Here is a 16,638-nt window from a genome sequence, read left to right as displayed (position 1 = left end):
GTTGTGGAGTGCAGTTGGCGGGGGTTCAGACGGGAACTTCAGCACTCAGGACGATGGTGCGTTCGTCTGGCAGGTGGAGAAACTCGGCTTGACTGGCGGCGTTGTGGGCGAGGCCGATGAACAGGCGCTTGCGCCAGATGGCCATACCGGGGCGGCGGGTGCAACGCAGGGTGATCCTGGAGACGAAGTAGGAGACCTGGTCAAGGGCGATTCCTTCGGCGAGGGGGTGGGTGGCGGCGTGGCGTAGGACCTCGGGGAAGTCGGTGGGGTCCTGGAAGCCGAAGACGGCGGTGATGTGGACGATGCCGTCGTTGGGGTCGCCGAGATCGTCGATGGTCAGTCGCTGGTCCCAGGGGATGTGCGGGACGTTCGCGGTACGACCGGTAATGATCACAATTCTCTCGTGCCGGACGTGGTTGTGCGCGACGTTCGCGCGCAGTGCCAGCGGCGTCGTCTCCTTGTTCGGATGCGGGAACACCGCGGTGCCCGGCACGAACGGGATGTTGGCGGCGTGCAGGTCGTTGATGAAGGCCGGTAGTGGGCCTTCCCGTTCGATCCGTCGCGGGGTGACCAGCTGGGCTCCGCGCCGCCACGTCACCAGGATCGTGAACACGACGATCGCGATGAGCAGGGTCAACCAGCCACCGTGGCTGACCTTGGCCAGGTTCGCGGTGAAAAAGATCAGCTCGATGCTGCCGAAGACGACCCCGAACAGCACCACGCGCCGGGTGGACCAGCGCCACAGTGCCCGCGCGACGACCAGGAACAGGGTCGTGGTGATCAGGAATGTGCCGGTGACCGCCACCCCGTAGGCGGCGGCAAGTTTCGTGGATGACCCGAACGCGAACACCACCAGCAGGACGGCCGCGAACAGGCTCCAGTTCACCCCGGGCGCGTAGATCTGCCCGTACTCGCGGTGGGAGGTCTGCCGGATGCGCAGGTGCGGCAGGAAACCCAGCCGCATCGCCTCCCGGGACACCGAGAACGCCCCGGAGATCACCGCCTGGGACGCGATCACGGTGGCCACGGTGGCCAGGACGACCATCGGCAGCCGCGCCCAGCCTGGCAGCAGGAGGAAGAACGGATTGGCGCGGCTGTCCGGTGTCCGTAGGATCAACGCGCCCTGGCCGAGGTAGTTGAGTGTCAACGCGGGAAACACGATCGCGAACCAGGCCCGGCGGATCGGGGCGCGGCCGAAGTGGCCCATGTCGGCGTAGAGCGCTTCGGCGCCGGTGATCGCCAGCACCACCGCGCCCATCGCGACGAACGCGATCACCGGGTGGTGCACGACGAACAGGGCCGCATACGTCGGTGACAGCCCGGCCAGGATGCTCGGGTGACGTAACACCTCGGCCGCGCCGGCGACGCCCAGGCAGGCGAACCAGAACAGCATGATCGGCCCGAACACGGCTCCGACCCGTGCGGTACCCCATCGTTGGACGGCGAACAGCAGGGTGAGGATCGCCGCCGATACCGGCAGCACGACCACCGCCCACTGCGGGGAGGTGACCTCCAGTCCCTCCACCGCCGACAACACCGAGATCGCCGGGGTGATCACGCTGTCGCCGTAGAACAGGGCGGCGCCGAGCGCCCCGAGCGCCAACACACTGGCGGCGCGCCTTCCGTTGGTGTTGAGCAGCGCCCGTCGGGCGAGGGCGGCCAGGGCCATCACGCCGCCCTCGCCGTCGTTGTCGGCCCTCAGGATGAAGATCACGTACTTGATTGACGTGATCAGGGTGATCGACCAGAAGACCAGCGAGATCACGCCGAACACGTCGCGGGCGTTCGGTTCCAGGTTGCGGTCAAGGGTGAAGACCGTCTTCAGCGCATACAGCGGGCTGGTGCCGATATCGCCGTACACCACACCCAACGCGCCCAGAAGCAGCGACAGCCCCGCCGCCTTCCCCGCCGTCGGGTGACCCGTCAGCGGTGTCTGGGACGCCGTTCCACCGTCCTCCGTCGGCCCGTTGCCGCCCACCGAAGGCTGCTCGTTGTTCGCTTGCTCCCACACCCCACAGGCATACCAACCCGCACGCCGCTCCGTACACCCGATCTCCGAAGCGCGCCGACCGCCCACATAGCCAGCGACGGCTGGTGGCGCCATGGCGACGATACGTGGCGTACCTGTGACGCTCACTCGGCGAGGTGGACTGGGACGCTGGTGACCACCACGCCGGGCAGGGCTTGCAGGGCCTTGCGCAGCCGCTGCTCGGCCCGGCTGTGCAGCGGCCGGTGCCAAAGCCGGCGCAGCACCACCTCCGGCACGATCACGGTCAGCGTCAGATCCGTCCGGGAGGCGTGCAGCGCCTCCAGGTAGTGCGCCAGCGGCCCGATGACCGCCCGGTACGGCGACACGATCGTCTCCAGCCGCACGTGGTCGCCCCATGCCTCCCACTGCTCCCGGAACCGGTCGGCTTCCTCCTCCTCCGGCGCGATGTGCACGGCGAGCGTCGGCTGACCCAGCGAGGACGCGTACGCCAGGCCGCGCAGCGATGCCCGGTTCAGCCGGGCGACCGGCACGATCACCAGGTGGCGTACCTGCTGGGGTAGTTCCTCGACCTCGGCGGGCGCGGTCTCCGGCGCGGACCCGGTCGGCGCCGCTCCCGGCGCGGACCCGACCGGGGGCGGCGCGGGGCCGGCCCCCGGCGGCGGGCGCAGCGCCAGCGTCCGGTGCAGCGCGGCGTAGTGCTGGTGGATCCGGCGGAAGAGCAGGACGAGCAGGGCCACCGCGACGACCACCACCCAGGCGCCCTCGGTGAACTTCCCGATCGCGGCGGTCAGCAGGACCACCGCGGACATGGCGGCGCCGATCGCGTTGATCGCCAGCCGGTGGTGCCAGCCGGACCTTCGCCGGCGCCACCAGTGCACCACCATGCCGGCCTGGGAGAGGGTGAACGCCAGGAACACGCCCACCGCGAAGAGCGGGATCAGGGCTTCGGTGTTGCCGCGGAAGGCGACGAAGATGACCGCCGCCGCGACGGCGAGCGCGACCAGCCCGTTGGTGAACGCCAGGCGGTCCCCCAGGTGCAGGAACCGGCGGGGTGCGTGCCCGTCCCGCGCCATGAAGAAGAGCAGGCGGGGAAAGTCGTTGAAGGCCGTGTTCGCGGCCAGCAGCAGGATCAGCGCGGTGGCCGCCTGGATCAGCCCGTACCACGGGCCGGTCGGGAACGTGGCGCGGGCCAACTGCGACAGCAGGGTCTCGCCGGGCCTGGGCACCAGGCCGGACAGGTGGATCAACCCGACCAGGCCGGCGAAGAACACCACCAGCATGCTGACCATCCAGACGAGGGCGGTCCGGGCGTTACGCCACTCCAGCGGCCGGAACGCCGGCACCGCGTTCGACACCGCCTCAATGCCGGTCATCGACGTCGCACCGGAGGAGAACGCGCGCAGCACCAGCAGCAGGCTCAGTCCTTCGACGGCCGGCATCGGTGGCGGGGGCAGCGGCGCGAAGCCCCGGCCAGCCGCGCGGAGCCAACCGACCGCCAGCAGCGCGACGAGCGCGACGATGAAGGCGTACGTGGGCAGGACGAAGATGTTGCCGGCGGTGCGTACCCCACGCAGGTTTCCGGCGAGCAGCACGGCGATCACCAGCACGCCGAGCGGCACGGTCTCCGGGGCGAGGCCGGGCAGCGCCGAGGTGACCGCGTGTACCCCCGCCGCCACCGAGACCGCCACGGTCAGGACGTAGTCCATCATCAGCCCGGCCGCCGCCATCAGCCCGGAAGCGGCGCCGAGGTTGTCGCTGGCCACGATGTAGGAGCCCGCGCCGTGCGGGTAGGCGGGGATGGTCTGCCGGTACGACAGGCCGACCGCCACCATCAGGACGACCAGCGCGGCCCCCAGCGGCAGCGACAGGTGCAGGGTCGCGGTCCCGGCGAGCAGCAGGACGGCCAGCATGGCCTCCGGCCCGTACGCCACCGAGCTGAGCAGGTCCGAGGAGAGGATCGGCAGGGCAACCAGCTTGCGCATCCGCTCGTACAGCACGGCGGTGCTGCTCAACGGCGGGCCGAAGAGCGCTCGACGGAGCCGGCTGAGGCCCCGGCCGAGCCGGGAGCCGGGCTGGTGGGCCGCCTCGGTGGCGACCAGCTCGTCCTGCTCCTCGACCATGAACATCTCGATCGGCGCGAGCCGGCCGAAGCGGGTGGGGGCCGGCCGGCGCCGGTTCCGGCCCAGGGTCGGGTCCACGGGCAGCTCGTCCCCGCCGGGGCAGCGCGGGGTGCGCCACCGTTCGCCGATCCGGCTCAGCGCGGCCAACTCGTCCGGGTCGAGCGGGGGGAACTCGGCCGAGGGCGTGACGACGGTGCCCCGCTCGGCCTCGTCGTCCTCGCCTCCACCCCGCCGCCTCATCCCACCCCCTCCTCCGCACTTTCACGGAAAGTGGACCCTCCGGCTGCGGAATGGCCACACTTTCCGGGGAAGTGCGCGACCGGCTCAGTCGCCGAAGGGGGCGGGGTCGGCGGGGAGGGGGACCGGTTCGGGGCGGCGGGCGGTGCGGGCGCCGCCGAGGACCACCACGGCGACGCCGGCCAGGAGCAGCGCGAGCCCGGGCAGGGCCAGCGGGCGGGGCAGCTGGCCCAGCCACGCCCAGCCGATCAGGGCCGCGCCGGGCGCCTCCAGCAGGATCAGCACGCTGACCGTGGTGGCGGAGATCCGCCGCAGCGCGTAGTTGAACATCGAGTGGCCGAGCAGTTGGGCGCCGGCCACCAGGGCGAGGATGGCCAGCCAGGTGCGGCCGTCGTAGCCGTGCAGGCGTACCCCGCCGACCAGGCAGACCACCAGCAGGATCAGCGCGCAGACGCCGTAGCAGATGGTGGTGTAGGTGGTGGTGCTGATGGTGGCCCGGGCCCGCTCGCCGAACGCGGTGTACACGGCCGCGAACATGCCGCCCGCGACGGCGAGCAGGTCACCGGCGAAGGCCCGGCCGGAGACGGCGAAGTCGGCGCCGGTGGCCAGCACCGCGCCGAGCACGGCCACCGCGATGCCGGCCCAGACCGCGAGCGGCAGCCGCCGCCCCTGCCAGCGGGCGATCAGCCCCTGCCAGACGGGCTGGGTGGCGCCCAGCGCGGTGGCGGCGGCGACCGAGGTGAGCTGCGCGCTCGGCATCCAGGTGGCGAAATGCGCGGCCAGCGCCACCCCCGACAGTACGCAGTGGAAGCCCTCCCGTCGGCCGGCGCCGACGGTCAGCGATCGGAACTCGGCCCGCCGCCGGGCCAGCGAGACCGGGCCGAGCAGGGCCACCGACAGCAGGTTCCGCCAGAAGGCGATGGCCAGGGCCGGGGCGGCCGCGAAGGCGACCAGTGGGGCGGACGACGAGACGGCGGCGACGGCGACCACGACCACGCCGACGGTCAGCGGGTCCAGGGGCGGGCGGTGCGGAGCGGAGGACACGGAGAGCAATCCTCACACGAGACGGGTCAGCACGGATCGTCAGTGCTCCGTTACCATCAGCGCGTCCCCGCCGGCGACCCCCTCGACGCCCGGAGGCGCTCCCCCATGCCCACGTTCCAGGCGGTGCTGTTCGACTTCTTCGGCACGCTGACCCGTTCCGTTCAGCGCGGCTCGGGCCACCGCTCCACCGCGGAGCTGCTGGGCTGCCCGAGCGAGACCCTGGTGGAGGTGCTCGACCGCACCTACTACCAGCGGGCCACCGGGCTGCTCGGCGACGCCGAGGCGACCCTCCGGTGGGTCTGCGCCCAGGCCGGCGTAAACCCGTCGGACGCGGCGATGCGGGCCGCCGTCGCCGCCCGGCACCGGGCCGTACGGGCCGACACCCGGCTGCGGGCCGAGGCGGTGCCGGTCCTGTCGGCGCTGCGCCAGCGGAACGTACGGACCGGGCTGATCAGCGACTGCACCCACGAACTGCCGGCCTTCCTGCCGCAGTTGGCGGTCGCCCCGCTGCTCGACGTACGGGTCTTCTCGGTGCAGGTGGGACGCTGCAAGCCGGATCCCGCGCTCTACCTGACCGCGTGCCAACGGCTCGGCCTGGTCCCGGCCGACTGCCTCTACGTCGGTGACGGCGGCAGCCAGGAACTCACCGGCGCGGCACGGGCCGGGATGACCGCGGTGCGGCTGGCCGCCCCGGACCTGGCCGAGCACATGGTCTTCAACGCCGAGCCGGCCTGGGCGGGGCCGGTGTTGAGTTCACTGACCGAGGTACTGGAGCTGGTCGAGCCGGTCGACTGCCCCGCCCCGTGAGCCACCCGGGTCAGCGGCGGCGGACCTTGTGCAGCCGAAACGGCTTGCGGGTGGCGCGCACCACGGGCGCGTCCCGGGGAACCTCCGCCAGCGAGTCCGCCGGCAGGTCGGAGCCGGACACCGGGGTCCCCGCCGGTTCCAGCCGGTTCAGCGCGCAGCCCTCGGCCGCCCACCGTTCGATCAGGTCAGCGCTCGGCCCGGGGGCGTTGAGCCGCTTCGCCGCGACCAGCGGCGCGGTAGCGTTCCACTCCTCGGTGCCGGGGGTCAGCCGCGTCACCCGGGCCTGCCAGGTGACGATCCGTCCGCCGTGGTCGCCCCGGAGGGTGACCTGCGCCTCGGTGGCGTCCGCCAGCCCGGGCGCCGACTGCTCGCCCGGGCCGGTGACCACGAGCAGCGCTCCCTCCAGCGGCAGACACCACAACGCGTACGCCGGCCCGCCGGCCACCGCCACCCAGGCGACGGCCGCCTTCTTCACCGCCTCCTCCACGAGGGGCGGGGTGATCCGCTCGTCCACCTCGTCGCTCACCCCGGCATCCTCCCGCATTCCTGCCGACCAGTGCCGACCGGCTGTCAACAGGGGCCCCCAGCGCTACCGGAGGCGTTAAAGGGGGCCCTTCCTTCCACCTCAGCCGACGAAGGGTGGGACGGCGATCTCGCCGCGGGCCACCGGCATCACCTGCCCGGCGACGGTCGCGCCCACGGCCACCCCACCCGCCGCCGTGACCGTGCAGGCCAGCGAGGACGGGCGGTTGATCTCGACGCCCTGACGGACCGCGTACGCCGAGCGGCCCTCGCCGGGCAGCAGCCCGCTGGCGACCAGCCATACCCCGAGCCCGAGGGCGGCGGAGCCGGTCGCCGGGTCCTCAGGTACACCGAGCCCCGGTACGAAGACCCGGGCGTGCGCGGTTTGCGTGTCGGCGTCCCAGGAGAAAACGCTGACGTGCTCCACGCCGTACCGCTCCGCAGCCGCCGGGTTGACCCGCGCGCGGGCCACCGCGTCGGGGCGTACCGGAAGGTAGGGGAACTCCAGGCCGCAGCCGGCGACCCGCGGCGGCGGGCCGGCGTGGTCCGCGACGGTGAGGCCGGCCATTTCCAGCAGCGGCTCCGGGTCCAACTCGGGGCCGAGGGTGGGGGCGCCGCCGGTCAGCGTCGCGCCCGTGGCGGTGATCTCGACCGGGAGCACCCCGGCGCCGCACTCCTGGGTGACGCTGCCCACGCCGAACATCCCGCGTCGGCTCGCGGTGACGGCGGCCCCGACGCTCGGATGGCCGGCGAACGGCAGCTCCTCGACCGGGGTGAAGATCCGCGCCCGGTACGTCGCACCGACCTGCGTGGGCGGCAGCACGAACACCGTCTCGGACAGGTTGAATTCAAGGGCGAGCGCCTGCATCTGCTCGGTGGCCAGCCCTTCGGCGCCGAACACCACGGCCAGCGGATTGCCGGCGAACGGGCGGTCGGTGAAGACGTCCACGATCTCGTAGGCCAAGGTCGACATGTTGATAAACACTAGGCCTTTAGGCTGGTGCCCGTGAGTACGCCGAACCGGGTCTACATCGCCCGGCTCGCCGGAGTCGCCGTCTTCGACCCCAACGGCGACCAGGTGGGCCGGGTTCGTGACGCGGTGGCCCGGATCCGGCCGGCCCAGCGCCCGCCCGAGGTGGTGGGCCTGGTCGCCGAGATGCCGATGCGGCGACGGATCTTCCTCTCCATCAACCGGATCACCTCAATCGACGCCGACGCCGTCGTGCTCGGCACCGGCACCCTCAACCTGCGCCGCTTCGAGAAGCGCCCGAACGAGGTGCTGGTGCTCCAGGAGCTGCTGGACCGGCGGGTGCAGGTGGAGCCGGACGGCTGGCCAGGCATGGTCGTCGACGTGGCGATGGAGCGCAGCCGCAGCGGCGAGTGGTCGCTGACCCGGGTCGCCGTCCGCGAGCAGACCGGTCGGCTCACCCGCCGCGGCCACCTGCAGCAGGTCGAGTGGGACCGGGTCCGGGGGCTGAGCGGCATCAGCGACAAGCGGGGTACGGCCAACCTGCTCGCGGTGCTCGAGGAGATGCGCCCGGCCGACCTGGCCAACGCGCTGCAGGACCTGCCCGACGCGCGGCGCAACGAGGTGGCGGCGGCGCTGGACGACGAGCGGCTGGCCGACGTGCTCAGCGAGCTGCCCGAGCACGACCAGGTGGAGATCCTCGCCGCGCTGGACCGGGAACGCGCCGCCGACGTGCTGGAGGAGATGGACCCGGACGACGCCGCCGACCTGCTCAACGAGCTGCCCCCGCCGGAGCAGGACGTGCTGCTCGACCTGATGGAGCCGGACGAGGCCAACCCGGTACGCCAACTGCTGCGGTATGCCTCCGGCACGGCCGGCAGCGTGATGACCTCCGAACCGGTGATCCTGCCCCCGGACGCCACCGTGGCCGAGGCCCTCGCAAGGATCCGGGAGCCGCAGCTCTCCCCCGCCGTGGCCGCGCAGGTCTTCGTGACCCGCGCGCCGATGACCACCCCGACCGGCCGCTACCTGGGGATGGTCCATTTTCAGCGGCTGCTCCGCGAGCCCCCGGCCGACCTGCTCGGCGGGGTGGTGGTGAACGACATCGATCCGCTGCGGCCGACCACCCCGCTGCCGGAGATCACCCGTCGGATGGCCACCTACGACCTGGTCGCCATGCCGGTGGTGGATCGGACCAACCGACTGGTCGGCGCGGTCACCGTGGACGACGTGCTGGACCATTCGCTGCCCCGTGACTGGCGGGAGCGGGACGCCGTACCTTCCCCGGGCCCCGCCGACGAGGCGGTGGGTGGCGCCGATGGCTGACCAGCGACGGGCCGAGCGGCTGGACCAGCCGCGCGAGCCTGGGGGCGTCAAGCTGCCCCGGTTCGACCCGGAGGCGTTCGGCCGGTGGTCCGAGGGGATCGCCCGGGGCATGGGGACGGCGAACTTCATCGTCTACATGACCGTGGTGATCACGGCCTGGTTCGTCTGGAACACCCTCGCCCCGGCCCAGCTGCAATTCGACCCGTACACCTTCACGTTCCTGACCCTGGTGCTCTCCCTCCAGGCCTCCTACGCGGCGCCGCTGATCCTGCTCGCGCAGAACCGTCAGGCGGATCGGGACCGGCTGGCGTTCGAGGAGGACCGGCGGCGGGCGACGGCGCAGAAGGCCGACACCGAGTACCTGGCCCGGGAGATCGCCGCGCTGCGGATCGCGATGGGCGAGGTGGCCACCCGGGACTTCGTCCGTTCCGAGCTGACCCGGCTGGCCGAGGAGCTGGACGAGGCCGCCCAGCGCCGGCAGAAGTTGGAGCGCCGGCAGCGGGAGAAGGCAGCCCAGCGCTCCGGCGGTGGCGAGCCGCTGGACGAGCCGCGGGACGACCTGGACGGGGACCTGGCCGGGGACCGCCGTCCGGAGGGCTGAGTCCGCGGGCCGGAACGTCTGAACGCCGCTCGCCTCAAGGGGCCAGGCGGGCGGCGTTCGCGTCGATCGTCCCACTTCGTGGCGTATCCTGTCCATCCCTCGACGGCGGGCCGGCGGCGTCATCGATTCGCTCACACCGGACCCGCCAGCGGCGGCCGCCGATGACCACCGACGTAGCATTGCGGGCATGTCAGCACCCGTCAGCACCGTCTCCGACGCGATCCAGGCCGCCCTGGCCACCGTCAACGACCCGGAGATCCGTCGGCCGATCACCGAGCTCGGCATGGTCCGTTCCGCCGTGGTCGGCGACGACGGCGTCGTCCGGGTCGAGCTGCTGCTCACCGTGGCCGGCTGCCCGCTGAAGGACAAGCTGCGCACCGACATCACCGCCGCCGTGGGCGCGGTGCCCGGCGTGACGGGTGTCGAGATCGAGTTCGGCGTGATGAGCCCGGAGCAGCGCCAGGAGCTCCAGTCGAAGCTGCGCGGTGGCGGTGCCACCGCCGAGCCGGTCATCCCGTTCGCCCAGCCCGGCTCCCGTACCCGGGTGTACGCGGTGGCCAGCGGCAAGGGCGGCGTCGGCAAGTCGAGCGTCACGGTCAACCTGGCCGCCGCGCTGGCCGCCCGGGGCCTCTCCGTCGGCGTGGTCGACGCGGACATCTACGGCCACTCGGTGCCGCGGATGCTCGGCGCGGACGGCCGCCCGACCCGGGTCGAGGACATGATCATGCCGCCGCAGTCGCACGGCGTGAAGGTGATCTCGATCGGCATGTTCACCGCCGGCAACGCCGCGGTGGTGTGGCGTGGCCCGATGCTGCACCGGGCGCTGCAGCAGTTCCTCGCCGACGTCTACTGGGGCGACCTGGACGTGCTCCTGCTGGACCTGCCCCCGGGCACCGGCGACGTGGCCATCTCGCTGGCCCAGCTGCTGCCGAACTCCGAGATCCTCGTGGTGACCACGCCGCAGGCCGCGGCCGCCGAGGTCGCCGAGCGGGCCGGCGCGATCGCGCTGCAGACCCACCAGCGGGTGGTCGGCGTCATCGAGAACATGTCCTGGCTGGAGCTGCCGGACGGCTCCCGGATGGAGCTCTTCGGCGCGGGCGGCGGCCAGACGGTCGCCGAGTCACTGAGCCGGACGATCGGCGCGCAGGTGCCGCTGCTCGGGCAGATCCCGCTGGACACCCGGGTCCGCGAGGGCGGTGACGCCGGCACGCCGATCGTGCTGGCCGAGCCGGCGGCCCCGGCCGCGAAGGCGCTGAACCAGGTCGCCGACCGGCTGGCCCTGCGGCGCGAGTCGCTGCTCGGCAAGCCCCTGGGCCTCAAGCCCGCCAGCCGCTGACCCCGGCCGCGCCCCACACGCTCCCACCGACCCTCCCGGCCCGAACCCGGGAGGGTCGGTCTCGTTGATCATGAAGTTGTTGTCATGACACGCCGACGCGCCGGACAACAACTTCATGATCAGCCGCCGGAAGGACGGGCTGGAGAGGGCGGGTGAGCCGGGTCCGTCAGGTGGCGTCGTCGTAGCTGGGGCGGGGGGCCGGGGCGGGGGCGTTGGCGGTGGTGGGGTGGGTGCCGTTGGACCGCAGGTCCGCCGCCTTGGCGACGTCCTTCAGCTCGTCGTGCACGCCGGTGACGTCCGACCGCAGGTTGTCGTACATGCCCTGCAGCGGCTTCCGGATGGCCTGCTCGTCCTCCTCGCTCAGCAGGTGCTTCCGGATGAACGCCTTGGGGTGCAGGTCCTCGAGCTGGATGTCCGTGCCCAACTCGCGGCTCAGGTCACCCGTGGCGTTGCGGGCCATGTTGCGCAGGTTGCGGACCATCCGGAGGCCGTCGTTGATCACCGCGGGCAGCCGGTCTCCGAAGATCAACAGCGCCAGGAGCAGCAGCGCGCCGACCTCCCACACGTTCAGGTTCTCGAACACGCCCTCGGCCTCCTCGTCGGCTTCAGGCCAAGACTACGCACGTCGGAGCCCGGTCCGGGAGGGGGTGACCGGTGCTCACTTGGCGTCTGCGGCGAGCGTCACCGAGGCGTTCTGCCGGCTCGACCCCCGCCGGTACTCCACGGTCACCACCGAGCCGGGGGCGTACTTGCGGACCAGCGCGACCAGATCGGTCGGCTCGGTCATCGGCCGGCCGTTCAGCCGCAGGATCACGTCGCCGGCCCGGAGCCCGGCCGCGGCCGCCGGGCCGGACGGCTCGACCGCCGACAGGCGTACGCCGGTGCCGTTGGTCGCACCGCCGACCTCGGCGCCGATCACCGTACGGCGGGCCTTGCCAGTGCCGATGATCTCCTGGGTCACCCGCTTGGCCTGGTTGATCGGGATGGCGAAGGCGAGCCCGATGTTGCCGGCCTCCTGCCCCTCGGCGACCAGCGACTTGATGGTCGAGTTCACCCCGACCACCCGGCCGGCCCCGTCGACCAGCGGGCCGCCGGAGTTGCCGTGGTTGACCGCCGCGTCGGTCTGGATCGCGGCGTAGTAGCGCACCGGCCCACCCGGCTCACCGGCCTGCATGGTCCGGTCCAGGGCGCTGACGATGCCCGCGGTGACCGTGTTGGCCAGCGAGAGCGGCGAGCCGATGGCGAGCACCGGGTCGCCCACCGCCAGCGCATCGGAGTCGCCGAACTCCACCGGCTTGAGCCCCTTGCGGGACACCTTGATCACCGCGATGTCCGACTCCGGATCCTGCCCGACCACGGTGGCCGGTGCGGTAGTGCCGTCGTTGAATACCACCGACGCCTTGCCGGTGCCGCCCGTGACCACGTGGTCGTTGGTGATCACGTGCCCGTCCTCGCTGACGATGAAGCCGGAGCCCTCGCTGGTCCCGCCGAGGCTGCTCACCCGGACGGTGACCACGCTGGGCAGGACCCTCTCGGCGACGCCGGCGAGTGACTCGGGCTTGCGCTGGGCCAGCGCGGGGCCCTCGGCGGGGCGGGCGCCCAGCACCGTGGCCCCGGCGCCACCGCGCAGGAAGGCGTAGGTCAGCGCGCTACCGAGGGACCCGGCCAGCAACGCCGTGACCAGCGAGATCAGCAGGATCTGCCGCAGCTTCGGGCGGCCGGGGGCGTCCGGGTCGCTGACCGGCTCCGGTTCCGCGCCGCCGGTGGAGGCGGCCGGGATCACCACTGCGGCGGGAGCGTACGGGTCGCGCCACGGGTCGGCGAGCGCGTCGGACCACCAGGGCGAAGTCGTGCCGCTCGCGGCACCGTGCGGCGTCGTCCGCGGTGACCCGGACACCGGCCGCTCCGCCGGTTCCGGAGTTCCACCGGGCTGGCGCCAGTCCCAGCCGTCGGTCACGTCGGTGCCTCCCAGTCCGTCCCGCCTCCCGCGCCGCGATCCGGCGGAACCGAGGCGATCACGCCGCGCGGGATACCGTCCAGGATTGCACGGATGCCGCGCGTGGAGTCAGCGGTTGCCGGCCGTGATCGACCAGTGGCGGACTCGCGGCTGCGCCCCTCGGGTCCCGCCTCTAGGCTCATACCGCCAACCCGCCCCCCGCTACCACTCCTCGCCGCCCGGAGGTGTCCCATCGCCACGGTCGCCAGTTCCGGCAACTCGATGGCCCAGGCTCTGCAGTTCGCCGAGTCGTACGTCACCGAGGATCTCGTCCTGCGGACCGCCCGCAGCCTCGCCCGGGAGGTCGGCGTCGACGCGGTGACGCCCGGGGCCGGTGCCGCGCTGCGGCTGCTCGCCGCCGCCGGGAACGCCCGCGCGGTGGTCGAGATCGGCACCGGCACCGGGGTCAGCGGCGTCTGGCTGCTGCGCGGCATGCGGGCCGACGGGGTGCTCACCACCATCGACGTGGAGGTGGAGCACCAGCGGATCGCCCGGCGGATCTTCGCCGAGGCGGGCTTCCCGTCGGGGCGTACCCGGATCATCACCGGCCGCGCGCTCGACGTGCTGCCGCGGCTCGCGGACGGCGCCTACGACCTGGTCTTCGTCGACGCGGAGGCGACCGGCTTCACCGCCTGCGTGGACGCGGCGCTGCGGCTGCTGCGTCCCGGCGGGGTGCTCGCGCTCAACGGCACGCTGGCCGGCGGGCGGATCGGCGACCCGGCCGCCCGGGACGTCGAGACGGTCACCGTCCGGGAGACGATCAAGGCGATCCGCGAGTCGGAGCAGTGGATCCCCGCCCTGCTCCCGGTGGGCCACGGCCTGCTCGCCGCGGTGAAGTGCTGAGCCGGCCCGGCCGGACGCGCCGATAGGTCCGCCGGGCGCGAGCCGGACCCGGGCGGTCAGCCCAGCGTGCCCAGCCAGCGCAGCAGCCCGCGTACGCCCCAGCCGGTCGCGCCCCGGGTCAACTCGGCATCGTCGCCCTCGGCCCAGGAGGGGGCGGACATGTCCACATGCACCCAGCGGTTCCGCAGGTCACCGGTGAATTCACGCAGGAAGAGCGCGGCGACCACCGAGCCGGCACCCCGATCCGGCGAGCTGTGCAGGTCGGCCAGGTCGCTGCCCAGGTACTCCACGTAGTCGGCCGGCAGCGGCATCCGCCAGGCGGACTCGCCCGCCGCGTCGATCGCGGTCAGCAGGTCGGTGGCGAGTTGGTCGTTCTCGCTGTAGAGGGCGCCGTGCCGCTTGCCCAGCGCGACCGCGTTCGCGCCGGTCAGCGTGGCGAGGTCGACCAGGAGGTCGGGCGACAGCTCCTGGGCGTACGCCATCGCGTCGGCGAGCACGAGCCGCCCCTCCGCGTCCGAGTTGGTGGTCTCGCTGGTCACCCCGCCGTAGTGGCGGACGACGTCGCCGGGGCGGAACGCCGCCCCGCTGACCATGTTCTCCGCGAGCGGCGCCAGGGTGGTGATCCGGACCGGCAGCCGCAGCGCGGCAGCGCCCAGCGTGGCGGCCACCACCGCCGCCGCCCCGGCCATGTCCTTGCGCATCAGCTTCATCGCCGGCACTGGCTTGATCGAGATGCCGCCGGAGTCGAAGGTGATCCCCTTGCCGACCAACACCACGTGGGTACGCGCGTCGGCCGGCCGCCAGTCCAGCTCGACCAGCCGGGGGCCGCTCGCCGAGCCACTGCCGACGGCGAGGATGCCGCCGAAGCCCCCGGCCTCCAGTTCCTCGGGCTCACGGACCCGCAGGTGCAGGTCCGGCTGGCCGGCCACGGCCGCCTCGACCTGCTCGACGAACCACTGCGGGTTCTTGACGGAGGAGGGGGTGTTGGTGAGATCCCGGGCCAGCCGGGTCATCGCGGCCGTGGTCCGGGCCGTCTCCAAGGTCGACGTGAGCCGGTCCGGGTCGCTCACCACGACGTCCACCTCGGTCAACGCGGGTGCCTCGCCGTCGTCGGCCATCCGGAACCGGTAAGACCCCAGCAGCAGGCCCTCGACCAGACCACGCAGCGCCCCGGCCCCGTCGGCCGGCAGCGCCACCGTGACGTGCATCTCAGCCTTGGCGGCCCGCGCCAGCGCCGCGCCCGCCGTCCGCCAGCCCCGCTCGTCGCCGTCGCCGACGCCGAGCAGCAGCAGCCGAAGCGGGGTGCCCGCCGGCCGCAGGTGCTCCCGCACCTCGCCGGCACGCCCGGTCAACCGGGCGGCGGGGACCAGCGCGGTCGCCTCGGTCAGCACGTCGCCGGGAGGTGCCGGTGTGGTCGGGACCAGCGCGACCGGGGCGTTCGGCCCCTCGGCCGGTCCAGCGGGACGGATGGGCAGGACGAGGGTGTCGAGCCGCTCGGGCTCAGCCACCAGACGGATGGCCAGCACGCTGGACCGTACCTCCAGAAAAGATCACGAAGCGGGACGCACCGCCGCTTCCAGGGCTATGAAGGCCCTGAGCCACCGGCGGTGCCGGTGGCTCAGGGAAGGACGAACCACCCGCGCGGCTTGCGCCGCTCGGACCGCTCCTCGATCAGCCGGCGGCTGCCTTCAGCGCGTCACCGAGCGCGTTGGCCTCGTCGGGAGTCATCTCGACGACGAGCCGGCCACCACCCTCCAGCGGGACCCGCATGACGATGCCCCGGCCCTCCTTGGTGACTTCCAGCGGACCGTCGCCCGTCCGCGGCTTCATCGCCGCCATGTTGTCTCCCCTCAGACCTACACCAGGGTCGGTGGGTTGCCCCACAGCCTCTTCGCCTAACCACCGCAGCGTTTCACTGGGGTGTCGACCAACGATTTTCCCTGATGAACACCGCCGGACCCAAACCCAGGCAGCATTGATGTAACAGCATCTAGCTTATCTTGGGTAGGCCTGTCACAATGTGCGGTCATGCAGGCACGGTCGGCACTCTTCGACCTGTACGGCGACCACCTCCGGGCCAGGGGTGGTCGCGCACCAGTCGCCGCCCTGGTCAAGCTGCTGGCACCGCTTGGCATCGCGCCTCCGGCCGTGCGGACCGCGGTCTCCCGGATGGTCCGCCAGGGGTGGCTGGAACCGCTTCGGCTGGCCTCCGGACCGGGATATTCGATCACACCGAAAGCCGCCCGACGACTAGACGAGGCGGCCGCCCGGATTTACCGGACCGGGCGGATCAGCTGGGACGGGCGCTTCGATTTGGTGGTACTGGAAGCCCCCGCCTCGCGGCGGGAACGCCAGCGGCTCGCCGCGAACCTCACCTTCCTCGGCTACGGCGCACTCGACGACTGCAACTGGGTGGCGACCCGGCCGGGCGAGGACGTGGACGTCCTGCTCAGCGAGGCGGGCGTGCGCTACGAGCGGTTCGGCGCCGCGCACGTCGCCGGCACGCCGGGCGCCATGGGGGTGGTCCGCCGCGCCTGGGACCTGGCCGAGATCGGTCGGGCGTACGAGCGGTTCGTCGCCGAGCAGAAGCCCCTGCTGGCCGGGGTGACCGTGCGCAGCAGCGACGAGGAGGCGTACGCGGCCCGGTTCCGGCTGGTGCACGCGTGGCGTACCTTCCTCTTCCGGGACCCGCAGTTGCCCCCGGCGCTGCTCCCCGAACGCTGGCCGGGCACCAGCGCGGCCAGTTTCTTCGACCGGCACGCGGCCCGGCTGCGGCCGGCCGCCGACCGGCACGTCGAGCACTGCCTCGACGCCAACAACCGCCACGCCCGACAGAAGGGTCGTTAGAA

At 72.7% G+C, this 16,638-nt stretch carries 15 protein-coding genes; 6 read left to right on the top strand and 9 right to left on the bottom strand.

Annotation, left to right across the window (positions count from 1 at the left end; translation table 11 throughout):
- Positions 1 to 25: 25 nt before the first annotated feature.
- The 3 genes from GA0070624_RS07420 to GA0070624_RS07410 all read right to left on the bottom strand — a co-directional run bounded on the left by GA0070624_RS07420 (position 26) and on the right by GA0070624_RS07410 (position 5,391).
- Entirely contained in the window at positions 26 to 2,011 is a 1,986-nt protein-coding gene (locus GA0070624_RS07420; RefSeq protein WP_245718695.1) for a potassium transporter Kup, read from the bottom strand.
- 122 nt (positions 2,012 to 2,133) lie between these two features.
- Complete coding sequence (locus tag GA0070624_RS07415) at positions 2,134 to 4,350, bottom strand: APC family permease (protein ID WP_091337953.1); 2,217 nt, start codon at positions 4,348 to 4,350, stop codon at positions 2,134 to 2,136.
- Between the two features lie 84 nt (positions 4,351 to 4,434).
- Positions 4,435 to 5,391 (bottom strand): DMT family transporter, encoded by a 957-nt coding sequence (locus tag GA0070624_RS07410; RefSeq protein ID WP_091337949.1) that lies wholly within the window; start codon positions 5,389 to 5,391, stop codon positions 4,435 to 4,437.
- Positions 5,392 to 5,496: 105 nt separating this feature from the next.
- Here GA0070624_RS07410 and GA0070624_RS07405 point away from each other — a divergent pair, with 105 nt between their 5' ends.
- Positions 5,497 to 6,198, top strand: a complete 702-nt coding sequence (locus tag GA0070624_RS07405; protein ID WP_091337945.1) for an HAD family hydrolase — start codon at positions 5,497 to 5,499, stop codon at positions 6,196 to 6,198.
- 10 nt (positions 6,199 to 6,208) lie between these two features.
- On the opposite strand, the gene GA0070624_RS07400 is transcribed toward GA0070624_RS07405, so the two are convergent.
- Together GA0070624_RS07400 and GA0070624_RS07395 are read right to left on the bottom strand one after the other, a co-directional pair.
- Positions 6,209 to 6,742, bottom strand: a complete 534-nt coding sequence (locus GA0070624_RS07400; RefSeq protein ID WP_091337941.1) for a hypothetical protein — start codon at positions 6,740 to 6,742, stop codon at positions 6,209 to 6,211.
- Positions 6,743 to 6,823: 81 nt separating this feature from the next.
- Complete coding sequence (locus GA0070624_RS07395; RefSeq protein ID WP_091337938.1) at positions 6,824 to 7,693, bottom strand: PhzF family phenazine biosynthesis protein; 870 nt, start codon at positions 7,691 to 7,693, stop codon at positions 6,824 to 6,826.
- A 33-nt stretch (positions 7,694 to 7,726) separates the two neighbouring features.
- Between GA0070624_RS07395 and GA0070624_RS07390 the strand changes: the two genes are divergently transcribed.
- From GA0070624_RS07390 to GA0070624_RS07380, 3 genes are all read left to right on the top strand, one after another.
- Positions 7,727 to 9,013 carry a magnesium transporter MgtE N-terminal domain-containing protein gene (locus GA0070624_RS07390; protein ID WP_091337935.1) on the top strand — a complete coding sequence of 429 codons (1,287 nt, stop codon included), beginning with the start codon at positions 7,727 to 7,729 and terminating at the stop codon, positions 9,011 to 9,013.
- Entirely contained in the window at positions 9,006 to 9,614 is a 609-nt protein-coding gene (locus GA0070624_RS07385) for a DUF1003 domain-containing protein (RefSeq protein ID WP_091348330.1), read from the top strand. Before GA0070624_RS07390 ends, GA0070624_RS07385 begins: the two co-directional genes overlap by 8 nt.
- Positions 9,615 to 9,801: 187 nt before the next feature.
- The gene (locus tag GA0070624_RS07380; RefSeq protein ID WP_091337932.1) at positions 9,802 to 10,950 is read left to right on the top strand and encodes a P-loop NTPase; all 1,149 of its coding nucleotides are present in this window, start codon (positions 9,802 to 9,804) and stop codon (positions 10,948 to 10,950) included.
- Positions 10,951 to 11,116: 166 nt separating this feature from the next.
- On the opposite strand, the gene GA0070624_RS07375 is transcribed toward GA0070624_RS07380, so the two are convergent.
- Both GA0070624_RS07375 and GA0070624_RS07370 read right to left on the bottom strand, forming a co-directional pair.
- Complete coding sequence (locus tag GA0070624_RS07375; protein WP_091337929.1) at positions 11,117 to 11,533, bottom strand: twin-arginine translocase TatA/TatE family subunit; 417 nt, start codon at positions 11,531 to 11,533, stop codon at positions 11,117 to 11,119.
- Between the two features lie 75 nt (positions 11,534 to 11,608).
- Complete coding sequence (locus tag GA0070624_RS07370) at positions 11,609 to 12,922, bottom strand: S1C family serine protease (protein WP_176731990.1); 1,314 nt, start codon at positions 12,920 to 12,922, stop codon at positions 11,609 to 11,611.
- Positions 12,923 to 13,168: 246 nt separating this feature from the next.
- On the opposite strand from GA0070624_RS07370, the gene GA0070624_RS07365 reads away from it, so the two are divergent.
- Positions 13,169 to 13,789 carry an O-methyltransferase gene (locus GA0070624_RS07365; protein ID WP_091337923.1) on the top strand — a complete coding sequence of 207 codons (621 nt, stop codon included), beginning with the start codon at positions 13,169 to 13,171 and terminating at the stop codon, positions 13,787 to 13,789.
- 56 nt (positions 13,790 to 13,845) lie between these two features.
- Here GA0070624_RS07365 and GA0070624_RS07360 read toward each other — a convergent pair whose 3' ends face one another.
- A complete protein-coding gene (locus GA0070624_RS07360) occupies positions 13,846 to 15,315 on the bottom strand; it encodes a leucyl aminopeptidase family protein (RefSeq protein WP_091337920.1) in 1,470 nt (489 codons plus the stop codon).
- 145 nt (positions 15,316 to 15,460) lie between these two features.
- Entirely contained in the window at positions 15,461 to 15,628 is a 168-nt protein-coding gene (locus tag GA0070624_RS07355) for a DUF3117 domain-containing protein (protein WP_007455245.1), read from the bottom strand.
- Positions 15,629 to 15,817: 189 nt separating this feature from the next.
- On the opposite strand from GA0070624_RS07355, the gene GA0070624_RS07350 reads away from it, so the two are divergent.
- Entirely contained in the window at positions 15,818 to 16,636 is an 819-nt protein-coding gene (locus GA0070624_RS07350; RefSeq protein WP_091337918.1) for a PaaX family transcriptional regulator, read from the top strand.
- Positions 16,637 to 16,638 lie beyond the last annotated feature (2 nt).

The organism is Micromonospora rhizosphaerae (assembly GCF_900091465.1).
Classification (GTDB): domain Bacteria; phylum Actinomycetota; class Actinomycetes; order Mycobacteriales; family Micromonosporaceae; genus Micromonospora; species Micromonospora rhizosphaerae.
The sequence above is the reverse complement of the archived record's forward strand: the minus strand, read 5'-3'. Positions and strand labels throughout refer to the sequence as shown.

Bases quoted from the DNA above. Each gene is read 5' to 3' on its own strand.
- GA0070624_RS07415 (WP_091337953.1), bottom strand. From the start codon at position 4,350: ATGAGGCGGCGGGGTGGAGGCGAGGACGACGAGGCCGAGCGGGGCACC.
- GA0070624_RS07405 (WP_091337945.1), top strand. From the start codon at position 5,497: ATGCCCACGTTCCAGGCGGTGCTGTTCGACTTCTTCGGCACGCTGACC.
- GA0070624_RS07400 (WP_091337941.1), bottom strand. From the start codon at position 6,742: ATGCGGGAGGATGCCGGGGTGAGCGACGAGGTGGACGAGCGGATCACC.
- GA0070624_RS07395 (WP_091337938.1), bottom strand. From the start codon at position 7,693: ATGTCGACCTTGGCCTACGAGATCGTGGACGTCTTCACCGACCGCCCG.
- GA0070624_RS07385 (WP_091348330.1), top strand. From the start codon at position 9,006: ATGGCTGACCAGCGACGGGCCGAGCGGCTGGACCAGCCGCGCGAGCCT.
- GA0070624_RS07380 (WP_091337932.1), top strand. From the start codon at position 9,802: ATGTCAGCACCCGTCAGCACCGTCTCCGACGCGATCCAGGCCGCCCTG.
- GA0070624_RS07365 (WP_091337923.1), top strand. From the start codon at position 13,169: ATGGCCCAGGCTCTGCAGTTCGCCGAGTCGTACGTCACCGAGGATCTC.
- GA0070624_RS07355 (WP_007455245.1), bottom strand. From the start codon at position 15,628: ATGGCGGCGATGAAGCCGCGGACGGGCGACGGTCCGCTGGAAGTCACC.
- GA0070624_RS07350 (WP_091337918.1), top strand. From the start codon at position 15,818: ATGCAGGCACGGTCGGCACTCTTCGACCTGTACGGCGACCACCTCCGG.